Source organism: Bifidobacterium imperatoris (assembly GCF_002860405.1).
In the GTDB taxonomy this organism is placed as follows: Bacteria; Actinomycetota; Actinomycetes; order Actinomycetales; family Bifidobacteriaceae; genus Bifidobacterium; species Bifidobacterium imperatoris.
In genome coordinates, this window is record NZ_NMWV01000007.1 from 18,384 (window position 1) to 42,447 (window position 24,064).

The 24,064-nt window shown below is 56.6% G+C and carries 16 protein-coding genes and 1 pseudogene; 15 read left to right on the forward strand and 2 right to left on the reverse strand.

Going from position 1 to position 24,064, the window contains the following annotated elements:
* The first annotated feature begins 4 nt into the window (after positions 1-4).
* From Tam1G_RS03245 to Tam1G_RS03295, 10 genes are all read left to right on the forward strand, one after another.
* Positions 5-1,324 carry an MATE family efflux transporter gene (locus Tam1G_RS03245; protein WP_423220509.1) on the forward strand — a complete coding sequence of 440 codons (1,320 nt, stop codon included), beginning with the start codon at positions 5-7 and terminating at the stop codon, positions 1,322-1,324.
* Between the two features lie 28 nt (positions 1,325-1,352).
* Positions 1,353-2,384: an AEC family transporter gene (locus Tam1G_RS03250; protein ID WP_033889617.1), complete on the forward strand. Its 1,032-nt coding sequence runs from the start codon at positions 1,353-1,355 to the stop codon at positions 2,382-2,384.
* Positions 2,385-2,484: 100 nt separating this feature from the next.
* On the forward strand, positions 2,485-3,495 hold the full coding sequence (locus Tam1G_RS03255; RefSeq protein ID WP_033889618.1) for a LacI family DNA-binding transcriptional regulator: 1,011 nt from the start codon (positions 2,485-2,487) through the stop codon (positions 3,493-3,495).
* Positions 3,496-3,998: 503 nt separating this feature from the next.
* Positions 3,999-7,304, forward strand: coding sequence for a mupirocin-resistant isoleucine--tRNA ligase (ileS, locus tag Tam1G_RS03260; RefSeq protein WP_101625434.1), 3,306 nt, complete (start codon positions 3,999-4,001; stop codon positions 7,302-7,304).
* A gap of 457 nt (positions 7,305-7,761) precedes the next feature.
* The gene (locus Tam1G_RS03265; RefSeq protein WP_033889620.1) at positions 7,762-9,069 is read left to right on the forward strand and encodes an ABC transporter substrate-binding protein; all 1,308 of its coding nucleotides are present in this window, start codon (positions 7,762-7,764) and stop codon (positions 9,067-9,069) included.
* Positions 9,070-9,251: 182 nt separating this feature from the next.
* The gene (locus Tam1G_RS03270) at positions 9,252-10,220 is read left to right on the forward strand and encodes a carbohydrate ABC transporter permease (protein WP_033889622.1); all 969 of its coding nucleotides are present in this window, start codon (positions 9,252-9,254) and stop codon (positions 10,218-10,220) included.
* 3 nt (positions 10,221-10,223) lie between these two features.
* Positions 10,224-11,093 carry a carbohydrate ABC transporter permease gene (locus Tam1G_RS03275; protein ID WP_100494408.1) on the forward strand — a complete coding sequence of 290 codons (870 nt, stop codon included), beginning with the start codon at positions 10,224-10,226 and terminating at the stop codon, positions 11,091-11,093.
* Positions 11,094-11,222: 129 nt separating this feature from the next.
* Entirely contained in the window at positions 11,223-13,634 is a 2,412-nt protein-coding gene (gene yicI, locus Tam1G_RS03280; RefSeq protein ID WP_101625435.1) for an alpha-xylosidase, read from the forward strand.
* A gap of 76 nt (positions 13,635-13,710) precedes the next feature.
* Entirely contained in the window at positions 13,711-15,114 is a 1,404-nt protein-coding gene (locus tag Tam1G_RS03285; protein WP_101625436.1) for a GH1 family beta-glucosidase, read from the forward strand.
* Between the two features lie 405 nt (positions 15,115-15,519).
* Positions 15,520-16,491, forward strand: coding sequence for a LacI family DNA-binding transcriptional regulator (locus tag Tam1G_RS03295; RefSeq protein WP_243394864.1), 972 nt, complete (start codon positions 15,520-15,522; stop codon positions 16,489-16,491).
* A 412-nt stretch (positions 16,492-16,903) separates the two neighbouring features.
* Here the strand turns inward: Tam1G_RS03295 and Tam1G_RS11880 are convergent, their stop codons facing one another.
* Complete coding sequence (locus Tam1G_RS11880; protein ID WP_242689665.1) at positions 16,904-17,248, reverse strand: hypothetical protein; 345 nt, start codon at positions 17,246-17,248, stop codon at positions 16,904-16,906.
* A 12-nt stretch (positions 17,249-17,260) separates the two neighbouring features.
* Between Tam1G_RS11880 and Tam1G_RS03300 the strand changes: the two genes are divergently transcribed.
* From Tam1G_RS03300 to Tam1G_RS03315, 4 genes are all read left to right on the forward strand, one after another.
* Positions 17,261-18,346, forward strand: a complete 1,086-nt coding sequence (locus tag Tam1G_RS03300; protein WP_242689735.1) for an ABC transporter substrate-binding protein — start codon at positions 17,261-17,263, stop codon at positions 18,344-18,346.
* 86 nt (positions 18,347-18,432) lie between these two features.
* Entirely contained in the window at positions 18,433-19,527 is a 1,095-nt protein-coding gene (locus Tam1G_RS03305) for a carbohydrate ABC transporter permease (RefSeq protein WP_101625439.1), read from the forward strand.
* A gap of 10 nt (positions 19,528-19,537) precedes the next feature.
* Positions 19,538-20,476, forward strand: a complete 939-nt coding sequence (locus Tam1G_RS03310) for a carbohydrate ABC transporter permease (protein ID WP_101625440.1) — start codon at positions 19,538-19,540, stop codon at positions 20,474-20,476.
* Between the two features lie 159 nt (positions 20,477-20,635).
* Positions 20,636-22,018 carry a GH1 family beta-glucosidase gene (locus tag Tam1G_RS03315; protein ID WP_101625441.1) on the forward strand — a complete coding sequence of 461 codons (1,383 nt, stop codon included), beginning with the start codon at positions 20,636-20,638 and terminating at the stop codon, positions 22,016-22,018.
* A gap of 139 nt (positions 22,019-22,157) precedes the next feature.
* Here the strand turns inward: Tam1G_RS03315 and Tam1G_RS03320 are convergent, their stop codons facing one another.
* Positions 22,158-23,636, reverse strand: a complete 1,479-nt coding sequence (locus Tam1G_RS03320; RefSeq protein ID WP_101625442.1) for an aldehyde dehydrogenase family protein — start codon at positions 23,634-23,636, stop codon at positions 22,158-22,160.
* Between the two features lie 142 nt (positions 23,637-23,778).
* Here Tam1G_RS03320 and Tam1G_RS03325 point away from each other — a divergent pair.
* Positions 23,779-24,064, forward strand: a pseudogene (locus tag Tam1G_RS03325) (integrase catalytic domain-containing protein); the annotation flags it as partial.

Consider the following 24,064-nt stretch of genomic DNA (forward strand, 5'->3'; position numbering starts at 1 on the left):
TCAGATGACCGAACAGCCGATTCCCTCGCTGATTCTGACGCTGAGCGTGCCGGCGGTCGTCTCCAACCTGGTGACTACCGCCTACAATCTGACCGATACGTTTTTCATTGGCCAGCTGGGTACCTCACAATCGGGTGCGATTGGCATCGCCTTCTCCATCATGACCGTACTGCAGGCGCTGGGTTTCTTCTGCGGCCAGGGTGCCGGTAATTCGCTCAGCCGCGAGCTCGGCAAGCGCGACATCGACCGCGCATCCAAATTGCTGGCCATTGGATTCGTGGCGGCATTCAGCTTCGGTCTGCTCGTGGCCATCATCTGTCTGGCGACTCTGCGGCCTCTGGTCATGCTACTGGGATCCACTGCCACCATTGCCCCTTATGCCGTGCAATATCTGACGCCGATCCTGGTGGCCGCACCTTGCGTATGCGGATCGTTCGCGCTGAACGGATTGCTGCGATACCAAGGGCAATCGGCATACGGCATGATCGGTCTGGTCACCGGTTCGTTGCTGAACTTCCTGTTGGCGCCACTGTTCATTTTTGTGCTTGACATGGGCATTTTCGGTGCCGGCCTCGCCACCGGCATCTGCCAGACGGTGAGCTTCATCATTCTTGTGGTGATGAGTGCGAAGTTTGGCGTGCTGAGGCTTTCGCTGCGCAACTTCAAACCGGATCCGCTGCTGTTGCGTGAGATTCTGGGCGGTGGTCTGCCATCGCTGATCCGCCAAAGTGCAGGTTCGATAGCCACCACATGCGTGAACATCGCCGCCAATCCGTTCGGTGACGCGGCCATCGCCGGCATGGCCATCGTGATGCGCATCATGCTCGGCGTCAATTCGGTGATCATCGGTCTCGGCCAAGGATTCCAGCCGGTATGCGGCTACAACTATGGCGCCGGCAAGTTTGCGCGCGTGCGTGAAGGCTTCTGGTTCTGCGTCAAGCTATCGACCGCCGTGCTGGTGGTGCTTGGAGCGCTGATTTGGGTGATTGCGCCACAGCTCGTAGAGATCTTCCGCTCCGACCCGGCCGTGGTGTCGGTAGGCGTTGCCGCGCTGCACTTCGAATGCCTGTCGGTGGCGCTGAACGGCGTGAACATGATGGGCAATATGATCAGTCAGACGCTTGGCAAAACCGGTATCGCCTCATTCCTCGCGGTCTGCCGCACGGGATTGTATTTGGCTCCGGTCGTGCTGATCTTGCCGCAATTCATGGGCGTCACTGGCGTGGAAGTGGCGCAAACGGTTTCCGATGTGCTGACGTTTATCACCACGGTGCCGTTTATGAGGTATATCTTGCATAAGTTCCTCGCACAGAATCGCGTCTAGCGGTAAGTGTGTAAAGTAGGAGAGAGCAATGGACCAATTTGGGGTAATGATCGGCCAACTGGTCGGCTTCTTCATCATGCTGATGGTGGGTTACGGCTGCGTGCGCCTGCGTTTTTACGGCAAGGTGGCATTGGATGGCATGTGCTCGCTGCTGCTTAACGTGCTGATTCCTGTGCTGGTGTTCTCCAATGCGGTGGACGGTACCGATCGCTCGCATCTTGCCGCCAATTGGGGTGTGATGCTGCTCACCGCGGTTATGTATGGGCTGTTGGTTCTTGTGTTTTGGGCGCTTGCCCATGTACTGCGACTCAAAGGTTCACGCAGTCACATATTCCAAGCATCCTTGATTTTCGGCAACGCTGGTTTTATTGGTATTCCACTGATTATGGCGCTGTTTCCCAAGGAAGGCGCGATTTATGTGGCGCTGATGTCCATTGTGGATCAGGCGCTGTTGTGGACGTATGGCGTTTGGTTATGCGAACCGGTCAAAGAATCTAATGATGCGACGGCGACGCAATCAGCGGAATCCGTCGCTGCTGTGGGAGCTCGCAAAGCGTCGCGCCCCTCCATTGGCTCGAAAGTGATTTCCCTGCTGCGCCGCTTCATCAACCCGGCGTTCATCGGTGTGATGATTGCGCTTGCATTGATTCTTCTGGGTGTCAAAGTGCCAGCCATTATTTTGAAGCCGCTGCATACCATCGGCAATATGGCCACGCCAATGTCGCTGATTTATCTCGGTGGCCTGTTCGCACTGACCCGCTGGTGGAAGGTACTGCAGCGTTACGAGCTGTATGTGGGTCTTGTTGCCAAGATGATTGCGTTCCCGCTGGCTTTCTATGCGCTGCTTACCGCCGTTGTGACTGCGCTGCCGTTCGCCGTGCCGATCACGCATGACATGATGCTGATGATTACGGTGATTTCAGGCTTGCCGACGATGACCACCATTGCCATGTTCACTGGGCGCAAGGACAATATGCCCGAATATGCGGTGGGATTCGTGCTGGTCAGCACACTGTTCTCCCTGTGCTCGCTTGCCGTGGTTTCCGCGGTGGTGTTCTAGCCTCGTGATGCTCCGCTCTCAGCCATTATTGGTGCTTTCGTTCGTTATCGACTACACTCATAGAAACGTTTCGACTGCATATCGATGAGGAGGATGCGCAATGGCGGGCATCAAAGATGTGGCGGCGCTGGCGGGAGTTTCGATTAGCACGGTCTCATATGTGATGAGTGGTAAGCGCTCGATTGGCGATGCGACTAAGAAGAAGGTACTTGCCGCCGCTAAAGAACTCGGCTACATGCCCAACGCGCAGGCAAGATTCCTGAGAGGAGAACCCACCAAGGTTCTGGCGTTGAGTTCCCCTATTCACGAATACACGGATTATTCCAACTATGCGGTGTTCTTCTTCGCGCTTGCTATGCGTGCTAAGCGCTATGGGTATGACATTTTGCTGCTTATGCATGAGTATGGCGATCAGGAACTTTCACGCATTGCCTCCAGCGGCATGGTAGACGGTATTTTGCTGTTGGATGTATTGATGTGCGATGCTCGTGCCGATGTGGCGAAAACCCTGGACATACCAGTGGTGGCAGTGGGATATCCGAGCAATTCAGATGGTATTTATTCAGTGGATCTGGACTTCGAGCGCATGGGGCGCGAAGCCATCGAAAAGGCGCATGCGCTTGGCCATCGACATGTATTGATTGCAGGTTCGGAACGCAATGCCTATGAGGATGGGTCGAATTATCTGGTTCGTTTCCGTGATGCCGCCGTCAAAAAGGGTGATGATCTCGGTGTATCGGTGATGTTCAAACCATCTACCGGTTTTGGCCGCGATGACGTGAATTTGATGCTGGATGAGGCTTTCGCTGAAGATTCGGAGATTTCATTGATTATCTGTCAAACCAATGCCGCGCATATTTCCAATGTGCTGGCATGTTTGCAAGCCCGCGCAATCAAAGTGCCTGAGGATGTTTCCGTACTTGCCGCATGCACGTACGGCTTAGGTTCCCTGCCCAAGCGTGTTGATGAAATGCCGATGATGCCGAATGAAACATGCTCGCGAGCCGTTGACCTCATGATGGAAGTGTTGGAGGGCAAACGCAGTGACGTGGGCCATGTGGAATTGCTGCCTTCGCGGTATCAAGCGCGAGGCACGGTGACCGCACACTGAAACATAACAGTGATGACGTATCCGTTGTTTATCTCGTAGTCATACGAGAATCATTTGGCGTTGCGGCGTGCTACGATGTGCACCGTTGTTAGGCGTTGATCCGTTATCAGCGGGGAGTCTTCGGAAGAACAGCAGGTGCGGCCGGATGTGATGGCTGAAGCTGCTCAGTAGAACCGACGGGTTCGGCCCGAAATAGCCGAACACAAGCGATCGCACGATCGTCAGCAATAGATTGGGTTTCTTATCTGATTTATTGCTGTGATGGTGGCGATAAGCGAGGTGGTACCGCGGTGCGGGGCGCAACAATAGCGTTCATCATCGTCCTCGTAGGCAGGAATGGTTGGAATGAAACCATTCCGGGCGGAACAATGGCTGTTCCCGAACTGCGAGGGTTGCCGCTGGCGCCATCGCAAACGGGAATCATGCTGATTTGATTCATTGCTCGGAATTTTCATCGCAGCCGCTCCTGCAAGGACCAACACAGTATTACTAGGAGATTTACGGTGAGCGAAAACGTATATCCCAAGGCGAACGAGGGCGGCGAAACCGCACACGTAGCGCCAAACCCAAGCTTCCCCAACATGGAGCAAACCGTTCTCGACTACTGGGATAAGGACGATACCTTCCAGAAGTCCGTGGAACGCAACCCTTCCGGCGACCACTCCCAGAACGAATTCGTGTTCTTCGATGGCCCGCCGTTCGCCAACGGTCTGCCGCACTACGGCCACCTGCTGACCGGTTACGCCAAGGACGTGATTCCGCGTTACCAGACCATGAAGGGCCGCAAGGTCAACCGCGTCTTCGGCTGGGATACCCACGGTCTGCCGGCAGAGCTCGAAGCGCAGAAGGAACTCGGCATCGACTCCGTCGATCAGATCGAGAAGATGGGCATCGATAAGTTCAACGATGCCTGCCGCGCATCCGTTCTGAAGTACACGCACGAATGGCAGGACTACGTGCACCGTCAGGCTCGCTGGGTGGACTTCGAACACGGCTACAAGACCTTGAACATTCCATACATGGAATCCGTGATGTGGGCATTCAAGCAGCTGTACGACAAGGGGCTGGCTTACCAGGGCTACCGCGTGCTGCCGTACTGCCCGAAGGATCGCACGCCGCTTTCCGCCCACGAGCTTCGCATGGATGCCGACGTCTACCAGGATCGTCAGGACACCACCGTCTCCGTGGCCGTTAAGCTGCGCGATGAAGACGCCTACGCCGTCTTCTGGACCACCACCCCGTGGACCGTGCCCACCAACTTCGCCATCGTGGTCGGTGCCGACATCGATTACGTGGAAGTCCAGCCGACCGAAGGCAAGTTCGCCGGCAAGAAGTTCTACCTCGGCAAGGACCTGCTGCCGCACTACACCAAGGAACTTGGCGAGAACTACGAAGTCGTGCGTGAGCTCAAGGGCTCCGAACTGGCCGGCCGCCGCTACTGGCCGGTGTTCCCATACTTCGCCGGTGAGAAGGCCGAGACCGAAGGCAATGTGCCCGGTCCGAACGGCTACACCATCTTCACCGCCGATTACGTCGACACCGTTGAAGGTACCGGCCTCGTGCATCAGGCACCTTACGGCGAAGACGATATGAACACGCTCAACGCCAAGGGCATCAAGAGCACCGACGTGCTCGATGCAGGCTGCCGCTTCACCTCCCAGTGCCCGGAATACGAAGGCATGTTCGTGTTCGACGCCAACCTGCCGATCTTGCGCAATCTGCGTGCCGGTGACGGTCCGCTCGCTCAGATCGATGAGGACAAGCGCGCCATCCTCTTCCAGGAGAAGAGCTACGTGCACTCCTACCCGCACTGCTGGCGTTGCGCCACCCCGCTGATCTACAAGCCGGTGAGCTCCTGGTTCGTTTCCGTGACCAAGATCAAGCCGCGCCTGCTGGAGCTCAACCAGCAGATCAACTGGATTCCGGAGAACGTGAAGGACGGCCAGTTTGGCAAGTGGCTCGCCAACGCCCGTGACTGGTCCATCTCCCGTAACCGCTTCTGGGGCTCCCCGATCCCGGTGTGGGTTTCCGACGATCCGAAGTACCCGCGTGTGGACGTCTACGGTTCTCTCGAAGAGCTGAAGAACGATTTCGGCGACTATCCGCGCGACAAGGACGGCAACATCAACATGCACCGTCCGTGGATCGACGATCTGACGCGCCCGAACCCGGATGACCCGACCGGCAAGTCCACGATGCGCCGCATTCCGGATGTGCTCGACTGCTGGTTCGAGTCTGGCTCCATGTCCTTCGCGCAGTTCCACTACCCGTTCGAAAACAAGGAGAAGTTCGAGCAGCACTTCCCGGCCGACTACATCGTCGAATACATCGGCCAGACCCGTGGCTGGTTCTACCTGTTGCACGTCATGGCCACCGCACTGTTCGATCGTCCGGCATTCAAGAACGTGATCTGCCACGGCATCGTGCTTGGCTCCGATGGCCAGAAGATGTCTAAGCACTTGCGCAACTACCCGGATGTGAACGGCGTGTTCGACAAGTACGGTTCCGACGCCATGCGCTGGTTCCTCATGTCTTCGCCGATCCTGCGCGGCGGCAACCTGATCGTCACCGCAGAAGGCATCCGCGACACGGTTCGCCAGGTCATGCTGCCGGTGTGGAGCTCCTATTACTTCTTCACGCTGTACGCCAACGCAGCCAATGGCGGCAAGGGCTTTGACGCCCGTCACCTCAACGCTGATGAGGTCGCCGGTCTGCCGGAAATGGACCGCTACCTGCTGGCCCGTACTCGTCGCCTGGTCGAGAAGGTGGAGAAGTCGCTCAATGAGTTCGCCATCTCCGATGCCTGCGATGCAGCCTCCGACTTCATCGACGTGCTGACCAACTGGTACATCCGCAACACTCGTGACCGCTTCTGGAACGAGGACGCGAACGCGTTCAACACCCTGTACACCGTGCTTGAGGTGTTCATGCGCGTGCTCGCCCCGCTCGCTCCGATGGAAGCCGAATCCGTATGGCGCGGCCTCACCGGTGGCGAATCCGTGCACCTGGCTGACTGGCCGTTCGTCGTGGACGAGAAGACCGGCGAAGCCACCGAACTCGGCCGCGTGCTGGTCGATGATCCGAAGCTGGTCAATGCTATGGAGAAGGTGCGCGAAGTTGTCTCCGGCACCCTGTCCCTGCGCAAGGCCTCCCAGATTCGTGTGCGCCAGCCGCTCTCCAAGCTCACCGTTGTGGTCGAGGACGTGGACGACGTGCGCGCTTATGCAGAGGTGCTGAAGTCCGAGCTTAACGTGAAGGACATCGAGTTCTGCACGATGGAGGATGCCGGCTCTCAGGGGCTCAAGATCGTGCACCAGCTCAAGGTCAACGCCCGTGCCGCCGGCCCGCGCTTGGGCAAGCAGGTGCAGTTCGCCATCAAGGCTTCCAAGACCGGTGCCTGGCATGTGAATGCCTCCGGCGCTCCGGTGGTGGAAACTCCGAACGGCGAGGTTGCTCTGGTGGAAGGCGAATACGAGCTCATCAACCGCGTGGAGGAGGAGAACGCTGCCGAGGCCGCCGCTTCCGTGTCCGCAGCACTGCCGACCGGTGGCTTCGTGATTCTCGATACCGCGCTGACTGATGATCTGCTGGCCGAAGGCTACGCTCGCGATGCCATCCGTGCTGTGCAGGATGCCCGTAAGGACGCTGGTCTGGAGATTTCCGACCGTATCGCCCTGACGCTCACCGTGCCGGTTGCCGATGTGGCCAAGGTTGAGCAGTTCAAGGATCTCATCGCTCACGAGACCCTCGCCACTTCCTTGGAAGTCAAGGAAGGTGCCGAGCTCGCCGTGGAGGTGAAGAAGGCCTGAATGATGCGGTAATCGCAGGTTGATTGGAATCTTGGATCACATCATCCTGTGATAGATAAACAAGGCTGAGTCGTGAAAACGGCTCAGCCTTGTTTGTATTTCTTGAGTTGTTCGATTGTTGTGCGGTGGAGACCGGAGGGAATCGAAATGATTCGAAATAATTGGTTTGAATGTGCCCGCATTCGTTGGTGAGTGACTGCAGCGTCTGTGATTCAAAGATTGATGCCGAGGTGAGGTGTGCGAAGGAGCCCTTATTTTGTAAGGAAAATAAACATTTATGAAGTGAACGTTATCATTGCAGCGTGAACGTTCACATTGTTCATTCGTTGAATTAATTTATCGAAATCAATCGAAATAATTTGCGGGCGATGTTATCAATCCGTTATCTTAATTACTGAAAACATTCGAATCGTTTCGAAGCTTTTCAATCAGTAATGGCGCTGAATAAGGAGACAAGATGAAAGCTACCCGCAAATTCGTTGCTGCAGCTCTCGCAGTAGCCACCATGATTGGCATGGCCGGCTGCGGTGGCGGTGAAACCGCCCAGGAGGAGAACCCAACCTCCATCAAGATTTGGCACTATGAGGAAGACAACGGCGCTCAGGGCAAGGCTTGGGCCAAGGCTATGGAAATCTTCGAAAAGGAGACCGGCGTCAAGGTCGAGTTCGAGAAGAAGTCCTTCGAGCAGATTCGCCAGAACGCTTCCCAGATTCTGAACTCCGACGAAGCCCCTGATGTTATGGAATACAACAAGGGCAACGCTACCGCCGGCCTGCTTGCCAGCCAGGGCCTGCTGAGCAACCTGAACGATTACGTCTCTAAGTACAACTGGGATAAGAAGGTCTCCGGCTCCCTCGCCGACACCGGCAAGTACAACGAGCAGGGCATCATGGGCTCCGGCGACTGGTACGGCATCACCAACTACGGTGAAGACATCGTCATGTACTACAACAAGGACATGTTCGACAAGTACGGCATCGAAATCCCGACCACTATGGACGAGCTCGAAGACGCCATGCAGAAGTTCGTGGATGCCGGCGTGACCCCGCTTTCCGAAGGTGTGGCCGAATACCCGCTGCAGCACCTGTGGTGGCAGCTGGTTCTGCAGAAGGCCTCCGACAAGTTCCTCAAGGCCTACGAGATGTACGACGGTGACGTCGACTGGCAGGGCGAAGCAACCACCTACGCCACCAAGACCATCAAGGATTGGGTCGACAAGGGCTACATTTCCAAGGATTCCACTGGTCTGAAGGCCGAGGATGCCGGCCAGAACTTCATCAAGGGCAGCTACCCGATGTTCTTCTCCGGCACCTGGTGGTTCGGCCGCTTCCAGTCCGACATGGCTGACACCAACTGGACCTTCTCCCTGTTCCCTGAATCCAAGAAGGTCGTCGGCTCCTCCGGCAACATCTGGGTCATTCCTGAGAACTCTAAGCGCAAGGATCTCGCTGCCAAGTTCATCGACATCACGCTGAGCGAAGAAGTCCAGAACCTGATGGGCAACTCCGGTGGTCTGCCGATCGCCGCTGATCCGGACAAGATCACCGACGAGAAGACCAAGGAACTCATCACCTCCTTCAACGGCGTGCTGAAGGATAACGCCCTCGGCTTCTACCCGGATTGGCCGACCTCCACCTTCTACGACGAGCTCAACTCCTCGCTGCAGGAACTGGTCAACGGCACCTCCGATGTCAAGACCGTGCTCGGCCAGATGGAAGACAACTACAACAAGGGTGTCGAAGCCGCTGGCGTAAAGCAGCAGTAAACGTATCTTCCTCCTCCGATAAATTCAGGGTTTGCCGGTTTTCCTCCAAAATCCTAACCGGCAAACCCGCCCTTTATTTTTGTTTTTTCCTTAGGCTTGGCGTGAGCCTACCCAAAATCAAGCCACTCGCACATCGCAGTGCCGAATTCCAATACCAATGACGTTAACGGAAGTGAGCCGTTATGAGCGCAACAGCGAAAACCAAGAAGCATGTGCAGGATGCAACTGCGCGTGAGAAGGGAATGTCCCGCATTCCGGGCAGCCCATCAAGCCGATTCTGGCTGTACCTGATTCCAGGTTTTGTCATGCTGCTGTGGATCATCGTGATCCCGGCTGTGTGGAACATTTATCTGAGCTTCACCAACTATCGTGGTATCAAGCCGCCAACCTTCGCAGGCCTGACCAACTGGGCTCGACTGATGAAGGACACCACCTTCTGGACCTCCTTCCGCAACTCCATCTGGATGATTATTGCAATGGTGGTCATCCCGATTCTGCTCGGCCTAATTCTCTCCTCCCTCGTCTTCGACGTGGTGCAGAAGAAGTTCGGACCGAAGGCCGCATCCACGATGCGTGCCATCTACTACTTCCCGCAGTTGCTGCCTATCGCAGTCGCATCCTTGGTCATGGGCTGGATCTTCCGCCCGGAGAATGGCGCACTGAACGCCCTGCTTGAAGCCATCGGTCTCGGCAACCTCCAACATGACTGGCTCGGCAAACCAGATACGGCACTGATCTTCCTCATGCTCATCATGATCTGGATTCAGGTAGGCTACCCGCTGGTCATCTTCATGTCCGGCCTGCAGCGCGTCGATCCGGAACTGTATGAAGCCGCAAGCCTCGACGGCGCCAACTGGTGGCAGCGCTTCCTCGCCATCACCCTGCCGGCCATCAAGCCTGAAATCTTCGTGGTGGCCCTGACCTGCACCATCGCAGCCCTGAAGGTGTTCGGTCCGGTCTACATGCTGACCAAGGGCGGCCCAGGCACCAGCACCATCGTGCCGTCCTACTACTCGTACGTTCAGTTCTTCCAGTCGCAGCAGGTTGGCTACGGTGCCGCGATTGCTACCGCTCTGACCATCGTCATCATCATTGTGGCCGTTGTGTTCACCAACCTTCAGGAGAAGGTTGCGAAGGAAGATGAGGAGTAGACCATGACTTCTGCAACCGCACGCAAAATGAATATTCCTAGGGCTCACAAGAACCGCACGGTCGGCGACTGGACGATCATGGTGTTGCTGATTATCGGCGGCCTGATCATGCTCTTCCCGTTCATCGTCCTGCTGCTCAACGCATTCAAGACCACAGCCGACTACAATGCCTCCGGCCCTCTGGCCTGGCCGCATGAGTTCAGCCTCGACGGTCTGGTGAAGTTCTGGACCCGCGTCAACTACCCTGAAAAGCTCTGGAACTCCATCTGGACCTCCGGCCTTGTGGCAATCTTCGCAGTGATTCTCTCCATGTTCAACGCCTTCGCGCTCGGCATCGGCCGCGTCAAGGGTCGCCGTTGGATCGTGCTGCTTATCATGCTTGCCAACATGCTGCCGCAGGAAGCCATGCTGTACCCGCTGTACATCATGTTCAAGGAGATCGGCCTGTACAACAGCCCGTGGGCCATTGTCATCATCTTCACGGTGATTCAGTCCGCATTCGGCACCTACCTGCTCTCCTCCGTGTATGGCACCTTCCCGAAGGCAATCCTTGAAGCAGCAACCATCGATGGTGCCAGCCGCTGGACCATCTTCAAGGACATCGTGTTCCCGATTTCCAAGCCCACCCTGAGCGTCATGCTCGTGTTCTTCTTCATCTGGACCTGGAACGAGTACATGATTCCAATGGCCTTCCTCATCGACAACTCCACCCAGACCATCCCGATTGCAGTCAGCTCGCTGACTGGTGACCGCCTGATGGATGTGACCACCACCGCTGCCGCATCCCTCATCAGCATCGTGCCTACCCTGATCTTCTACTTGATCTTCCAGCGCACGCTGTCCCGCGGTATCACCTCCGGTGCAGTCAAGTAGTGGAATAACGGCCCGAAGTAGCAACCCAGGGTCATAATACAAACCAACATAACCCGATAAACCAAGGTTCCGGCCGGTTCTAATTCCCTGCCGGCCGGAACCGCCTCTCCCACAAGGAGTACAGCAACAATGAAGTTCACCAACGGTTACTGGATGATTCGCGACGGCGTCGAAGCCCTCTACGCGCGTGAAGCCTATGAATTGAGCGCCGACGCTGCAGCTGAGCAGCTCAACGTGCTTGCCCCGACCTCTGTGGTGCGTGGCCGCTACGATACGTTGAACCTGCCTACATTCGATGTGGACATCACCTCGCCGGCCGAAGGCGTGATCCGCGTACGTGCTGCCCACTGGCTGGGCGCTACCGAATACCCCGGATTCCCGCTCAACGCGGACGAGCCCGGCAACCGCGACTATGTGAGTGTGGCTGCCCACGGCAATGGTGATGGCGAAGTGGGCGTCAACGGCGCGGACGTTACTTTAACCACCGGTGGACTGACTGCCAAGGTCGTCAAGGGCTCACCTTGGAACCTGACCTTCCTCGGTGAAGACGGTAAGGTGCTCACCAAGTCGGAAGGCAAGTCCCTGGCTCGATTCAAGCTTGGTGTGGAATCCAACGTCACCGCGCAGCCGGTTGGCGAATTCGGTGTGACCATGGATGGCTCCGCCCGCGATGAATCCGACGTGTTCACCGCCATCCAGCTGCACCTCGGCGTGGGCGAGAACGTCTACGGCCTGGGCGAACGCTTCGGTGCCTACGTGAAGAACGGCCAGACCGTCGACATCTGGAACGAGGACGGCGGCACCGCATCCGAGCAGGGCTACAAGGATGTGCCGTTCTACATGACCTCCAACGGCTACGGCATTCTGGTGAACAACCGCGGCCACGTCTCCTTCGAAATCGGCTCCGAAAACACCGAAGCCGTGCAGTTCTCCGTGCCGGGTGAAGGCCTCGACTTCTGCGTGATCTATGGCCCGACCCCGAAGCAGATTCTCGACCGCTACACCAAGCTCGTGGGCCGCCCGGCCAACGTGCCGGCATGGAGCTACGGCTTGTGGCTCACCACCTCGTTCACCACCAAGTACGACGAGCAGACCATCAACTCCTTCATCGACGGCATGGCCGAGCGTGATATTCCACTGGCCGCATTCCACTACGACTGCTACTGGATGCGTGAATTCCACTGGTGCGATTTCGAATGGGACAAGCGCTTCTTCGGCGACATCGAATCCACGCTGAAGCGTCTGCACGAGGACAAAGGCCTGCACATCTGCGCATGGATCAACCCGTACATCGGCCAGCGCGGCGACATGTTCAAGGAAGGCCGCGACAAGGGCTACCTCGTCAAGAAGGCCAATGGCGAAGTCTGGCAGACCGACTTCTGGCAGGCCGGCATGGGCTTGGTGGACTTCACCAACCCTGAGGCCCGCGAATGGTTCAAGGGCAAGGTCAAGAAGCTGCTGCACCAGGGCGTGGACGCCATCAAGACCGACTTCGGCGAGCGTATCCCGCGCGACGTGGTCTGGTACGACGGCTCCCCGAAGCTCTCCATGCACAACTGGTACACCCAGCTCTACAACCAGACAGTGTTCGAGGCGATTGAGGAAACCTACGGCAAGGGCAACGCATGCCTGTACGCCCGATCGGCAACCGTGGGCGGCCAGCAGCAGCCCGTGCACTGGGGCGGCGACTGCGAATCCACCTTCAACGGCATGGCACAGTCCCTGCGCGCAGGTCTGTCCCTGACCTCCTCTGGCTTCGGCTTCTGGAGCCACGACATTGGCGGCTTCGAAGGCGCCTTCCCGGATCCGGCAGTCTACAAGCGTTGGGTGGCATTCGGCCTTCTGGGCTCCCACTCCCGTCTGCACGGCTCCACTGTGTACCGCGTGCCGTGGCTGTTCGACGAGGAAGACAAGAAAAACGGCGTGGAGCTGGTTCCCGGTCAGACCGCCGTGGACGTGGCCCGCAAGTTCACCAAGCTCAAGCTCGAACTCATGCCGTACGTCTACGAGACCGGCCTGAAGCCGCACATCAACGGCACTCCGGTAATGCGTTCCATGTTCGTCGAATTCCCGGATGACCAGACCTGCCGTACGCTGGACCGCCAGTACATGTTCGGCCCGAACTTCTTGGTGGCCCCTGTATTCACCTACTCCGGCGAAGTTTCCTACTACCTGCCGGAAGGCGTGTGGACCAACTGGCTCACTGGCGAGAAGGCGCAGGGTGGCGTGTGGCGCAACGAGGTGCACGGCTACGATTCCATCCCGCTGTGGGTGCGCGACGGCTCCGTCATCGTCACCAACCCGGGCGAAACCAAGCCGGACCGTGTCTACGGCACCGACGCTCTGGTTTCCGTGTTCCTGACCGATGCCGAATCCGCCGAAGCGGTGGTCAGCGAAATCGACGGCTCCTCCGTGACCTTCACCGCCCGCCGTACCCCGGCCGGCGTGGAAGTCTCCAGCTCCGACGGCCGCGCATTCTCCGCCCGACTGGGCGCGGACGGCGAGATCGTCAAGGCTGAATCCGGCACCGTGGTGCTGTAATGCATGAATGATGGCAGCTCCTTCCTTCCGTGAGGGAGCTGCCGCTTTGTTATCAATGGTTTATGGAGATACCGCCATGACATTCACATTCCCGAAAGATTTTACATGGGGAACCGCCACCGCCTCCTATCAGGTCGAAGGCGCAATTTATGAAGGTGGTCGTACCGCATCTATTTGGGACACGTATTGTGCGGTGCCGGGCAATATCTTGGACGGCTCCAGTGGTGAATTCGCCTGCGACCAATACCATCGCTACTTGGAGGACATCAAGCTCATGCAAGAGCTTGGCGTAGGGGCTTACCGGCTTTCCGTGGCGTGGTCGCGCATCGTTCCCAAATATGGCGGACCAGTGAATCAGGAAGGCATCGACTATTACCGGCGAGTGCTGAAAGCCTTGCACGAAGCCGGAATCAAACCTGCCGTGACGCTGTATCACTGGGATTTGCCGCAATATTTGGAAGATCGTGGCGGATGGGTGAACCGGGAAACCGCGTTGCGATTCGCCGATTACGTTGCGGTCCTCGTGCATGAGTTCGGCGACCTGGTGGATACATGGATTACATTGAACGAACCGTGGTGCAGTGCATATTTAGGGTATGGCAATGGTGCTCATGCGCCCGGATTGCGTGATCATGCCAAGGCGCTCGCTGCCGTGCATCATCTCAATCTGGCTCACGGTCTTGCCGTCAAGGCTATACGTGCTGAATTGGGGGAGCGGGCCAAGGTTGCCGTCACGCTGAACTTGGCCGCTAATGTGGCCGAAACCGATGCGTCTGAAGATATTGCGGCCAAGCATCGTGCCGATCTTATGGCCAATGAGGTGTTTTTGGGGCCTATGATTGACGGCGCATACAATCCGGAGATTTTCGAGGTTACCAAGCATGTCACCGATTGGTCATTCATCCAGGACGGTGACGTTGAAATCGCGCACCAGCCAATTGACGCATTAGGTATCAATTACTATTCGACCAATCATGTGCGCGGCTGCGTCGCTACTGATGCTGGCTCCTTTGCTGGTGATCGGCATGCCAATGCGATGCCTGCGCAGGAGAACGTGGAAACACTGCCTCCCACCGGCGAATTGACGGCGATGGGGTGGAATCAGGAGCCGAAAGCGCTGACCGCTCTGCTCTGCGAACTCAGTGAACGCTGGCCCGACCTGCCGATAGTGATTACCGAAAACGGCTCGGCATGGGAAGATGAAGTCAGTGAGGATTCCGCTGCACCGGGTGGACGTATTGTTCATGATCCACAGCGAGTGGCCTATCTGAATGCGCATGTACAAGCGGTTGCCGACGCTTTGGCGGCTGGGGCAAACGTGACTGGTTACTTTGCCTGGAGTCTGCTCGATAACTTCGAGTGGGCGTATGGCTATACCAAGCGATTTGGCATTATTCGTGTGGATTACGACACCCAAGCGCGTATCTGGAAGGATTCGGCGCTGCGATTTAGGCAAATCGTCCAGGAGAACGCCATCTAGTCGTCGTTCTCTGTTGAAGCTTGCGCGGTGAAGGCGCTCATCACCGCGCATAACGGATAGTGGGTGGAACCTTCAATTAAGGTTCCACCCACTATCCGTTATGCACTCGCGCAGTTACTGCCTGTTTGATGACGAATACAGGCAGTAACTGCGCGAGCGCTACGTTAAGACGCGCACATACTGCCTGTTTCGGGATAAAAACAGGCAGTAACTGCGCGGGAGAGGGCGGAGTCTTGGCGTTCCAAGGTTCCGCTGCTTGCTCTATGCGGTTCATATGCTGAAAGCCTTGCATGTTTCTTTATTGAGAACGATTGCTGCGGGGAAGAGTCGTTGTAAAGTAATCAATCACGGATGTTTTGGGCGGGAGGTCTGCGCATGGAAAAGGAAACGGTTACAATTCGCGATGTGGCGAAATTGGCCGGCGTTGCCGTTTCCACGGCTTCTCGCGCACTTGGCAATGGATCGGCATCGGCAAAAACGCGATTGAAGGTGCAGGAAGCCGCAGAAGCCCTGCATTTTGTGCCCAATCAGGCTGCCAAGCAGCTGACCTCAGGCAAATCGAACATTATCGCCATCGTGGTGCCTGAGAATCCCGACTTTGTGTTCCGCGATGCATTTGTTTCCGGAATGGTATCCCAGCTGGCAACGTCCTTTACCGCTGCACATTTGTTGCCGTTCCTCGTACTGACCAAACCGCATGATGCGCATGGTTTTGCTGAGATTCTGAAAAGTTCTGGAGCAGCCGGCATCGTCATGGTCAGCTTCCATTATTCGAAATCATTTGCGGATGTACTCGAACAATCCGGTAAACTGATTGTCTCCATCGGTCAACCGGATCCCTCCATGCATTACCCGTATGTTGACGTCGATAATTATCAGGGTGGCTATGATGCAATGATGTTGCTGCGTAAGCTCGGTCGCAAACATATCGCAGTAATTGCAGGCCCGACCGATATGCAGGCATCAGTACTGCGCACTCAAGGTGTGAGAGCCGCGCTAAAGACTCTGAAGATGGAACCGATTGCATTGGTCCCAGGCGAATATGGGACTGAGCATGGCGAAAATGTGATGCGGCAGGTACTTGCTGAGCATCCTGAAGTGGATGGCGTTTTCGCGCAGTCAGATCAGATTGCAGTCGGTGCACTCAAGGCGCTGCTGGCTACCGGTAAACGGGTTCCCGAGGACGTGGCACTTATTGGATTCGATGATTTTCATGTGGCGCAGGCTGTATCTCCAAGCCTGACCACATTTTCGCAGCCGTTGGCCACGATGGCGAAGACCGCGACCGAGATGCTTTGCGAACGCTTGGAATCGGGGGAGTGGAAGCGTAAGGCCGTGGTATTTCCTGCTCCTCTTGTTCGCCGCGAAAGCGCATGATTCCGCTTTGTATCGCGTTTCTTGTTGAACCGGTGGAAGGCGCGGAAGCAATCGGATTTACTCATAGAAGTTGGGTGTAAACGGGGGCTTCCATTCGGAATCTGAGTCAAACGGTTTGGCGCCATGATGGAACGCATATGCGTTATTGGTTGATATGCCCGTTTTCTTTCCGTATGGTTTTGCTTGTCTTACCCTATTGATGCAAGACAAGGAATGCTGCAATCGTTCGGGTTTCATGCGTTATCCAGAATATCTGGAATGCCATGCGGAATCGGTTGCAAGCATTGTGTGACTTTATTTCTATAGGTTCTTTCTCTAATTGTTCGATTCTGAGTTAGCTTGTTTTGTTGTGTTTGCTTGTGAACGTGCACATGTGACACGACACGCTAATTGTGTCAAATAATTTGACGAACTAAGTACCGGACGGTAATTTAACAATCGGTTTTTGGAAGCGGTTCCAAAAATTTTGCGGTGTGACGACGCATCGTAAAGGGAGCGGGGCTCGCAGCAGAGCTTCGCGGAAAAGGAGAAAGCAAATGGTAACGAAGTCTGTGAAGCGCATCTTCGCTGCGGCACTGGCCGTCGCGACGATGACTGGCATGGCGGCCTGCGGCAACTCTACTGCGGCGATGAGGGTGCCAAGACTTCCGATGGCAAGACCATCATCAAGATTCAGACCTTCAACAACTTCGGCTATGGCAAGGCCACCAACGAACGCCCGGGTGCAGACCTGTGGAGCAAGTACGAGAAGGAACATCCGAACATCAAAATTGAGGAAACGGTTGCATCCGGTTCCGACGATGCTCGTTCCGCCTTCAATACCGCAATCTCCTCCGGCGCAGATGCCTACGACATTTACGCCGTGGATATCGCTTGGATGCCTTCCATCCTCGCCATGCCTGATTCCTTCATGGATTTGACCGACTACCTCAAGGGCAATGACTGGCTCGACTGGAAGGTTCAGGGTGCCAAGACCGCCGACGGTAAGACCATCGGCGCCGGCAACGACATCGGCCCGACCGCTCTGTGCTACCGTTCCGATTTGTTCGCCAAGGCCGGTCTGCCGACCGACCGTGACCAGGTCGCTCAGATGCTCGGTGGTGACAACGCCACTTGGGACAAGTACTTCGAGGTTGGCAAGCAGTACACCGAGAAGACCGGCCTGCCGTGGTATGACGCTATGGGCGGCATCTGGTCCACCATGAAGACTCAGCTCAAGGAAGCTTACGTCAAGCAGGACGGCACGGTTGTTGCCACCGGCGACAAGATCAAGAGCCTGTACGATCAGCTGACCGCCACCTCCGAAATGTCCGCTCATGTTTCTCAGTGGTCCGATGACTGGAACGCCATGTTCAAGGCCGACAACGGCTTCGCCACCATCATGTGCCCGGCATGGCTCGTCAACAACATCAAGGGCAACTCCGGCTCCGACTTCAAGGGCTGGGACATTGCTGACGTGACCCCTGGCGGCGGTTCCAACCAGGGTGGTTCCTGGCTCGTGGTGCCGAAGACCTCCAAGGTTCAAACCGAAGCCGCCAAGCTGGTTGCATGGCTGACTGCTCCTGAGCAGCAGGTTGCCACCTTCAAGGCCGCATCCAACTACCCGAGTTCCCCGAAGGCCATGAAGGACCCGGCCGTGGCCGACAAGACCGACGAGTTCCTGAACAATGCTCCTACCGGCAAGATCTTCGCTGACCGTGCCAACGCCGTCAAGATCGTTCCGTACACCGGCGCACAGTACTACGACATCGACTCCAAGTTCGGTGATGCACTGGGCCGTGTGGACGTGACCAAGGAGCAGACTCCTGCTCAGGCCTGGAAGCAGTACGTGGCAGACGTCAAGGCCCTGTCCTGACAATTCATAACTAATCAGCAGTAAAGGTGCCGGGTGGGCAATTCCAGCCGGCACCTTCTATGTGGGGATTCGTCAAAGGAGACATCATGGCAGCGAAAAACGCGCAGCCTAATAAATCATGGCGGAGCAAGCTTGGTAACTTCGAATGGAAAGCTTCGCCGTACATCTACATCGCACCATTCTTCATTCTGTTCCTGATCGTCGGGCTCTTCCCGCTGATCTACACCGTGGTTATCGCCACCCGTTCTTACAACACTCTGACCGGTGACGCCGGTCTTGCCGTGTGCGGCGCAACCTGCAATAGCACCACGCCATCCTGGTATGGCAACTTCCTGTGGGTGCTGCATCAGCCCGCCTTCTATGTGGCACTGCGCAACTCGTTCAGCATCTTCCTGCTGAGCTCCGTGCCGCAGATTATCATCGCCCTGTGGCTCGCATGGATTCTTGATGGCAACCTCAGAGCCAAGACCTTCTGGCGCATGGGTGTGCTGCTTCCTTACGTGGTTGCACCTTCCGCCGCAGGTATCATCTTCTCCCAGATCTTCTCCGACAAGATGGGTGCCATCAACGTGCTGTTGCAGCAGGTCGGACTACAGCCCATCATGTGGCACGGCAGCACCATCTGGTCGCATATCGCCATCGCCACCATTGTGAACTGGCGTTGGATCGGCTACAACACCCTGATTCTTCTGGCCGCCATGCAGGCCATTCCGCGTGACGTGCTGGAAGCCGCAGTCGTGGATGGCGCCGGCAAGTGGCGCACCTTCCGCTCCATTACTCTTCCGATGCTGAAGCCCACCCTGATCTTCGTTATCATCACCTCCACCATCGGTGGTCTGCAGATCTTCGATGAGCCGCAGCTGTTCCACAACGGCGCAAGCTCCGGCGGTGGTCCGAACAATCAGTACCTGACCGTCAGCCTCTACCTCTACAAGCTTGGCTTCGTGAACGTGACCCCTGGTCAGCCGAACCTCGGCCGTGCAGCCGCAGTGGCTTGGTTGCTGTTCCTTATCATCGTGGCCATCGCACTGTTGAACTTCTACCTGACCCAGCGCATGGCTACCGGTGGCCAGAAGAACGACAAGAAGGCTCAGAAGCTTTCCGCAGAACGCAACGAGGCAGAACGTCAGCGCGCCATTCGCTCTGGTGCCAACGCTCGTGCTGCCGCAGGAATCGAGTAAGGGAATCATCATGGGTAAAGAATCAACTGCAAACGAACTCGGCACCCCCGCTCTCGAACAGGTATATGGCAAGGGTGTTGCCCACTCCGCCTCGCGTCAGCGCAAGGCTCGTCTGGGATTGACCTCCGAAGGCCGCAAACCAGGCTGGGCCAGCTATCTGGTCCTTGTCATCACCCTGCTGGTATTCGTGTTCCCGCTGTATTATGCGATCTCCATCGCCTCGCAGGATACGCCAAGCAACCAGTACGGTGTACAGGCCCTGATTCCAGGCGGTTCGCTATTGCGCAACCTCAGTCGAGCATTTGCCGAACTGAAGTTCTGGCAGGCTCTCGGCGGTACCTTTACCGTGTCCACCGTGGTCTCCATCTCCACCGTGTTCTTCAGCACTTTGGCCGGCTATTCCTTCGCCAAGCTGCGTTTCCGCGGTCGCAACATGCTGCTGACCTGTGTGGTGGCCACCATGACCATTCCGCAGCAGCTCAGCGTTGTTCCGTTGTACATCATGGCCAACAAGGCTGGTCTGTATGGCAATCTGCTCGCCGTCATCATCCCTGGTCTGGTCAGCGCATTCGGTGTGTTCTGGATGACGCAATATCTTTCTGACGCATTGCCGTACGAGCTGATTGAGGCCGCGCGTGTCGATGGCTGCTCCATGTTCCGCACGTTCCTCTCCGTCGGCCTGCCAGCCGCCAAGCCGGCAGCCTCCATGCTGTTCCTCTTTACCTTCATCGGTCAATGGACCAACTACTTCTGGCCTATGCTGGTGCTCGGTTCCAACAAGAACAGCATGCTCACTGTTGCTGCCTCCGCCCTGAAGGGTGCACACTTCACGGACTACACCATCGTGATGTCCGGCGTGCTGCTCACCACCTTCCCGCTAGTCCTGCTGTTCTTCTTCGCAGGCAAGCAGCTGGTCTCCGGCATTATGGCAGGTGCCGTCAAGGGCTGATATCGGCCCCCGTACTATACGTCTCTGTCTCTCCTTCTGACGGTTGCTGGTTTCCCGCTTCGGCAGGAAACCAGCAACCTCCCCCCCCCTTGTAAGCCTTTTCTATTTCTTTCGCTCTGTTCTTTGCTCATTACAAGACCTCGATACTGAGGAGTTTTCATGACTTTTGCATTCCCGAACGATTTCACATGGGGCACCGCCACCGCCTCCTATCAAGTGGAAGGTGCCGCCCATGAAGGCGGACGCACTGATTCCATCTGGGATACGTTCTGCGCCAAGCCCGGCACCATTGCGGACGGTACATCCGGCGAGAAAGCGTGCGACCAGTACCACCGTTACATGGAAGACATCGACATCATGAAACGCATCGGCGTAGGCGCCTATCGTTTTTCAGTGTCCTGGACCCGCATCTTCCCTGAATTCGATGGCCCGGTCAATCAGGAAGGCCTTGACTATTACCTGCGTTTGCTGGATGCCCTGCGTGAGGCCGGCATCAAGCCAGTGTGCACAATGTACCACTGGGATTTGCCGCAGTACCTGGAAGATCGTGGTGGCTGGCCGAACCGCGATACTGCAAAGCGCTACGCCGACTATGCAAGAACCTTGGCTCAGGCATTTGGCGATCGCGTAGACACTTGGACCACGCTCAACGAGCCGTGGTGCACCGCCTACCTTGGCTATGGCAATGGTGTGCATGCGCCAGGCATTAAGGATTACGCCAAGGCATTGGAAGCCGTGCACCATCTGAACCTTGCGCACGGCTTGGGCATTCAGGCCATCCGCTCCGTGTTGGGCGACGATGCGCGTATGTCCGTCACACTGAATCCAGCGGTCAACATCGCCGAAACCGATGCGCCTGAGGACCTGCTGGCCAAGCAGCGCGCTGATTTGATTAACAATGAGGTGTTCTATGGGCCGATGCTGCAGGGGCGTTATGATTCCGGCATCTTCGATGTGACTCGTGACATTACCGATTGGTCCTTTGTCAAGGATGGCGATATGGAAGAAATCCATCAGCCGCTTGATGTGCTGGGCCTGAACTATTACTCCACCACGCACGTGCGCCATGCCGCGCCCGGCACTGTGAATAACGGTCCAGTGCCGGCTCAGGATATCGTTGAGTCCCTGCCGCCTGCAGGCGCATTGACCGCAATGGGTTGGAATCAGGAGCCTCAGGGTTTGACCGGTCTGCTTACCGAGTTGAGCACACGTTTCCCGGATCTGCCGTTGATGGTCACCGAAAACGGTTCCGCTTGGGATGATGTGGTCACCGAAGATGCCGCAGCTCCTGGTGGCAAGATTGTTCACGATCCGCAGCGTGTCAACTACATGAATCAGCATATTCAGGCGGTTGCCGACGCTCTCGAAGCTGGGGCCAACGTAACCGGCTACTATGCATGGTCGCTGTTGGACAACTTCGAATGGGCTCTGGGTCTGAGCAAGCGCTTCGGCATTATTCGTGTGGATTACGACACTGAAGAGCGCATTTGGAAGGATTCAGCATTGCGATTCAGGGATATCGTTCGAGCGAACGCCATCTAGGGTCGCGGAGAATCATTCTCAAACGCCCGCGCAGTTACTGCCTGTTTGGTCACCAATACAGGCAGTAACTGCGCGGGCGTTTCGTCAAGACGCGCACATACTGCCTGTTCCCGTCCCGATACAGGCAGTAACTGCGCGGTCAGCTATTGAACCAGCCCGACTTCTCCGGACTCATCTTGAGATTGATCTGCTTCAGTACCGTGTATTCCTTAAGGCCATCAAGACCGCCATCCACTGTGGTACCGCTTTGCTTATGCGGGCTTACCGGCACGCCTGGCGTCTCATCCATATACGTGTTCGCCCACATTATGCCGGTGTTCACATTGGTGCACACCCGCAGCGCGCGCCCCATATCGCGTGTGAACACACCGCCAGCGAGACCGTAACTGGTGCTGTTGGCAAGACGAACCGCCTCGGCTTCGTCACTGAAAGTCTGCACGGTGAGCACCGGCCCGAAAATCTCCTCACTGACTACGCGCATATGCTCATTGCAGTTCACCAATACGGTCGGCTCGATGAAATAGCCCTTTGCAAAGTCGCCCTTGGTGATGCGATGCCCGCCGATCAATACCTTGGCACCTTCTGCCTTACCGATTTCAATGTATTCCAGTACATGCTCCATATGACGTTTGGACACCATCGGGCCAAATTCCGTATCCTCGTCGAGCGGCATGCCAATGCGTATCTTCGGAATCCGCTCTTCAAGCATATGCATGACCTGTTCATAGATGGTGCTCTGCACTAGCAGTCGGGAACCGGCGATGCATACCTGGCCTTGGCTCAAGAAAATACCGAACATCAGCCGGTCAACCGCCACATCCAGATCGGCATCATCGAAGATAATGAACGGCGACTTACCGCCGAGCTCCATAGCATAACGCTTCACGCTGGTCGAGGATTTCGCAATGATATCCTTGCCGGTTGCGGTGCCACCGGTGAAGGTAATTTTGGCCACGTCCTCACTTTGAGCCAGTGCCGAGCCGACTTCCGAACCAGAGCCGAGCACCATGTTCACACTGCCGGCGGGGAAGCCTGCCTCTTCCATAGCCTCCACCATCATCGCGGTTGAAACCGGTGTGAGCGAAGACGGTTTAATCACCACCGTATTGCCAGCGGCCAATGCTGGAGCCATACCGGCAGCCAACGTGCCCATTGAATAATTCCAGGGAGCCACCACCGCGCACACGCCAAGCGGTTCGCGTACGGTCACGGTCAGCATATCGACATTTTCCGCGGAAGCTGCGCCTTGCAATTCGTGTACGAGCGAAGCGTAATAACGGAAAGCACCGCTCGCAGCATAAACATCGTCGTACCTGGTTTCCTTATAAACCCTTCCCATGCTATTGGTTTCGGCAAGAGCGAGTTCCTCGGCTCTCGCTTCGATCAGATCGGCGGCTTTATTGAGTAGTTCCGCGCGTTCGTCTGCCGTGAGATGGCGCCACAGTGAGCCGGGCTTGAATGCTTGTTTGGCTGCTGCGACTGCCATGTTCACATCTTCGGCTGTGCCGCGCGTGGCTTGTGCGAATGTGCTGCCATTGGCAGGGTTGATGATTTCCGTGACTTTGCCGGACGCAGATTCAACCCAATGTCCGTTAATGTACATATTGATCGTGCGCATTATGTACTCCTTTATTAATTATTAATGAGAACTGTTGTTTTTCTTCGCAATCGACGTGCCTCACGTTTTTTGAGCGCGTAGGGTGTGGTGGTGCCTCATCGGGAATGAGCGCGAACGGTATCGGTCCTGTTTGGCTTGTCTTATGGAAGACAGGATCAGCATGGCGACGAAGCGGCAGGTCACCCTGAGATTCAGGGATGAATACATGAAGGCGTCGAAGAAGGACAAGGGACGCATCCTCGATGAGATGTGCTCCGTGCTGGGAATCGGCAGGAGCACCGCGAGACGCAGACTCACGGAAGCCGGGCGCGGCAGGCCGTCGATGTCGCCCGCGGAGCGGCCGAAGCGGTATTCGGAGCAGTCGCGCGAGCTGCTGGTCCAGGGGTGGCTGATGATGGATGCGCCGTGCGCGAAGTACCTCAAGGCGA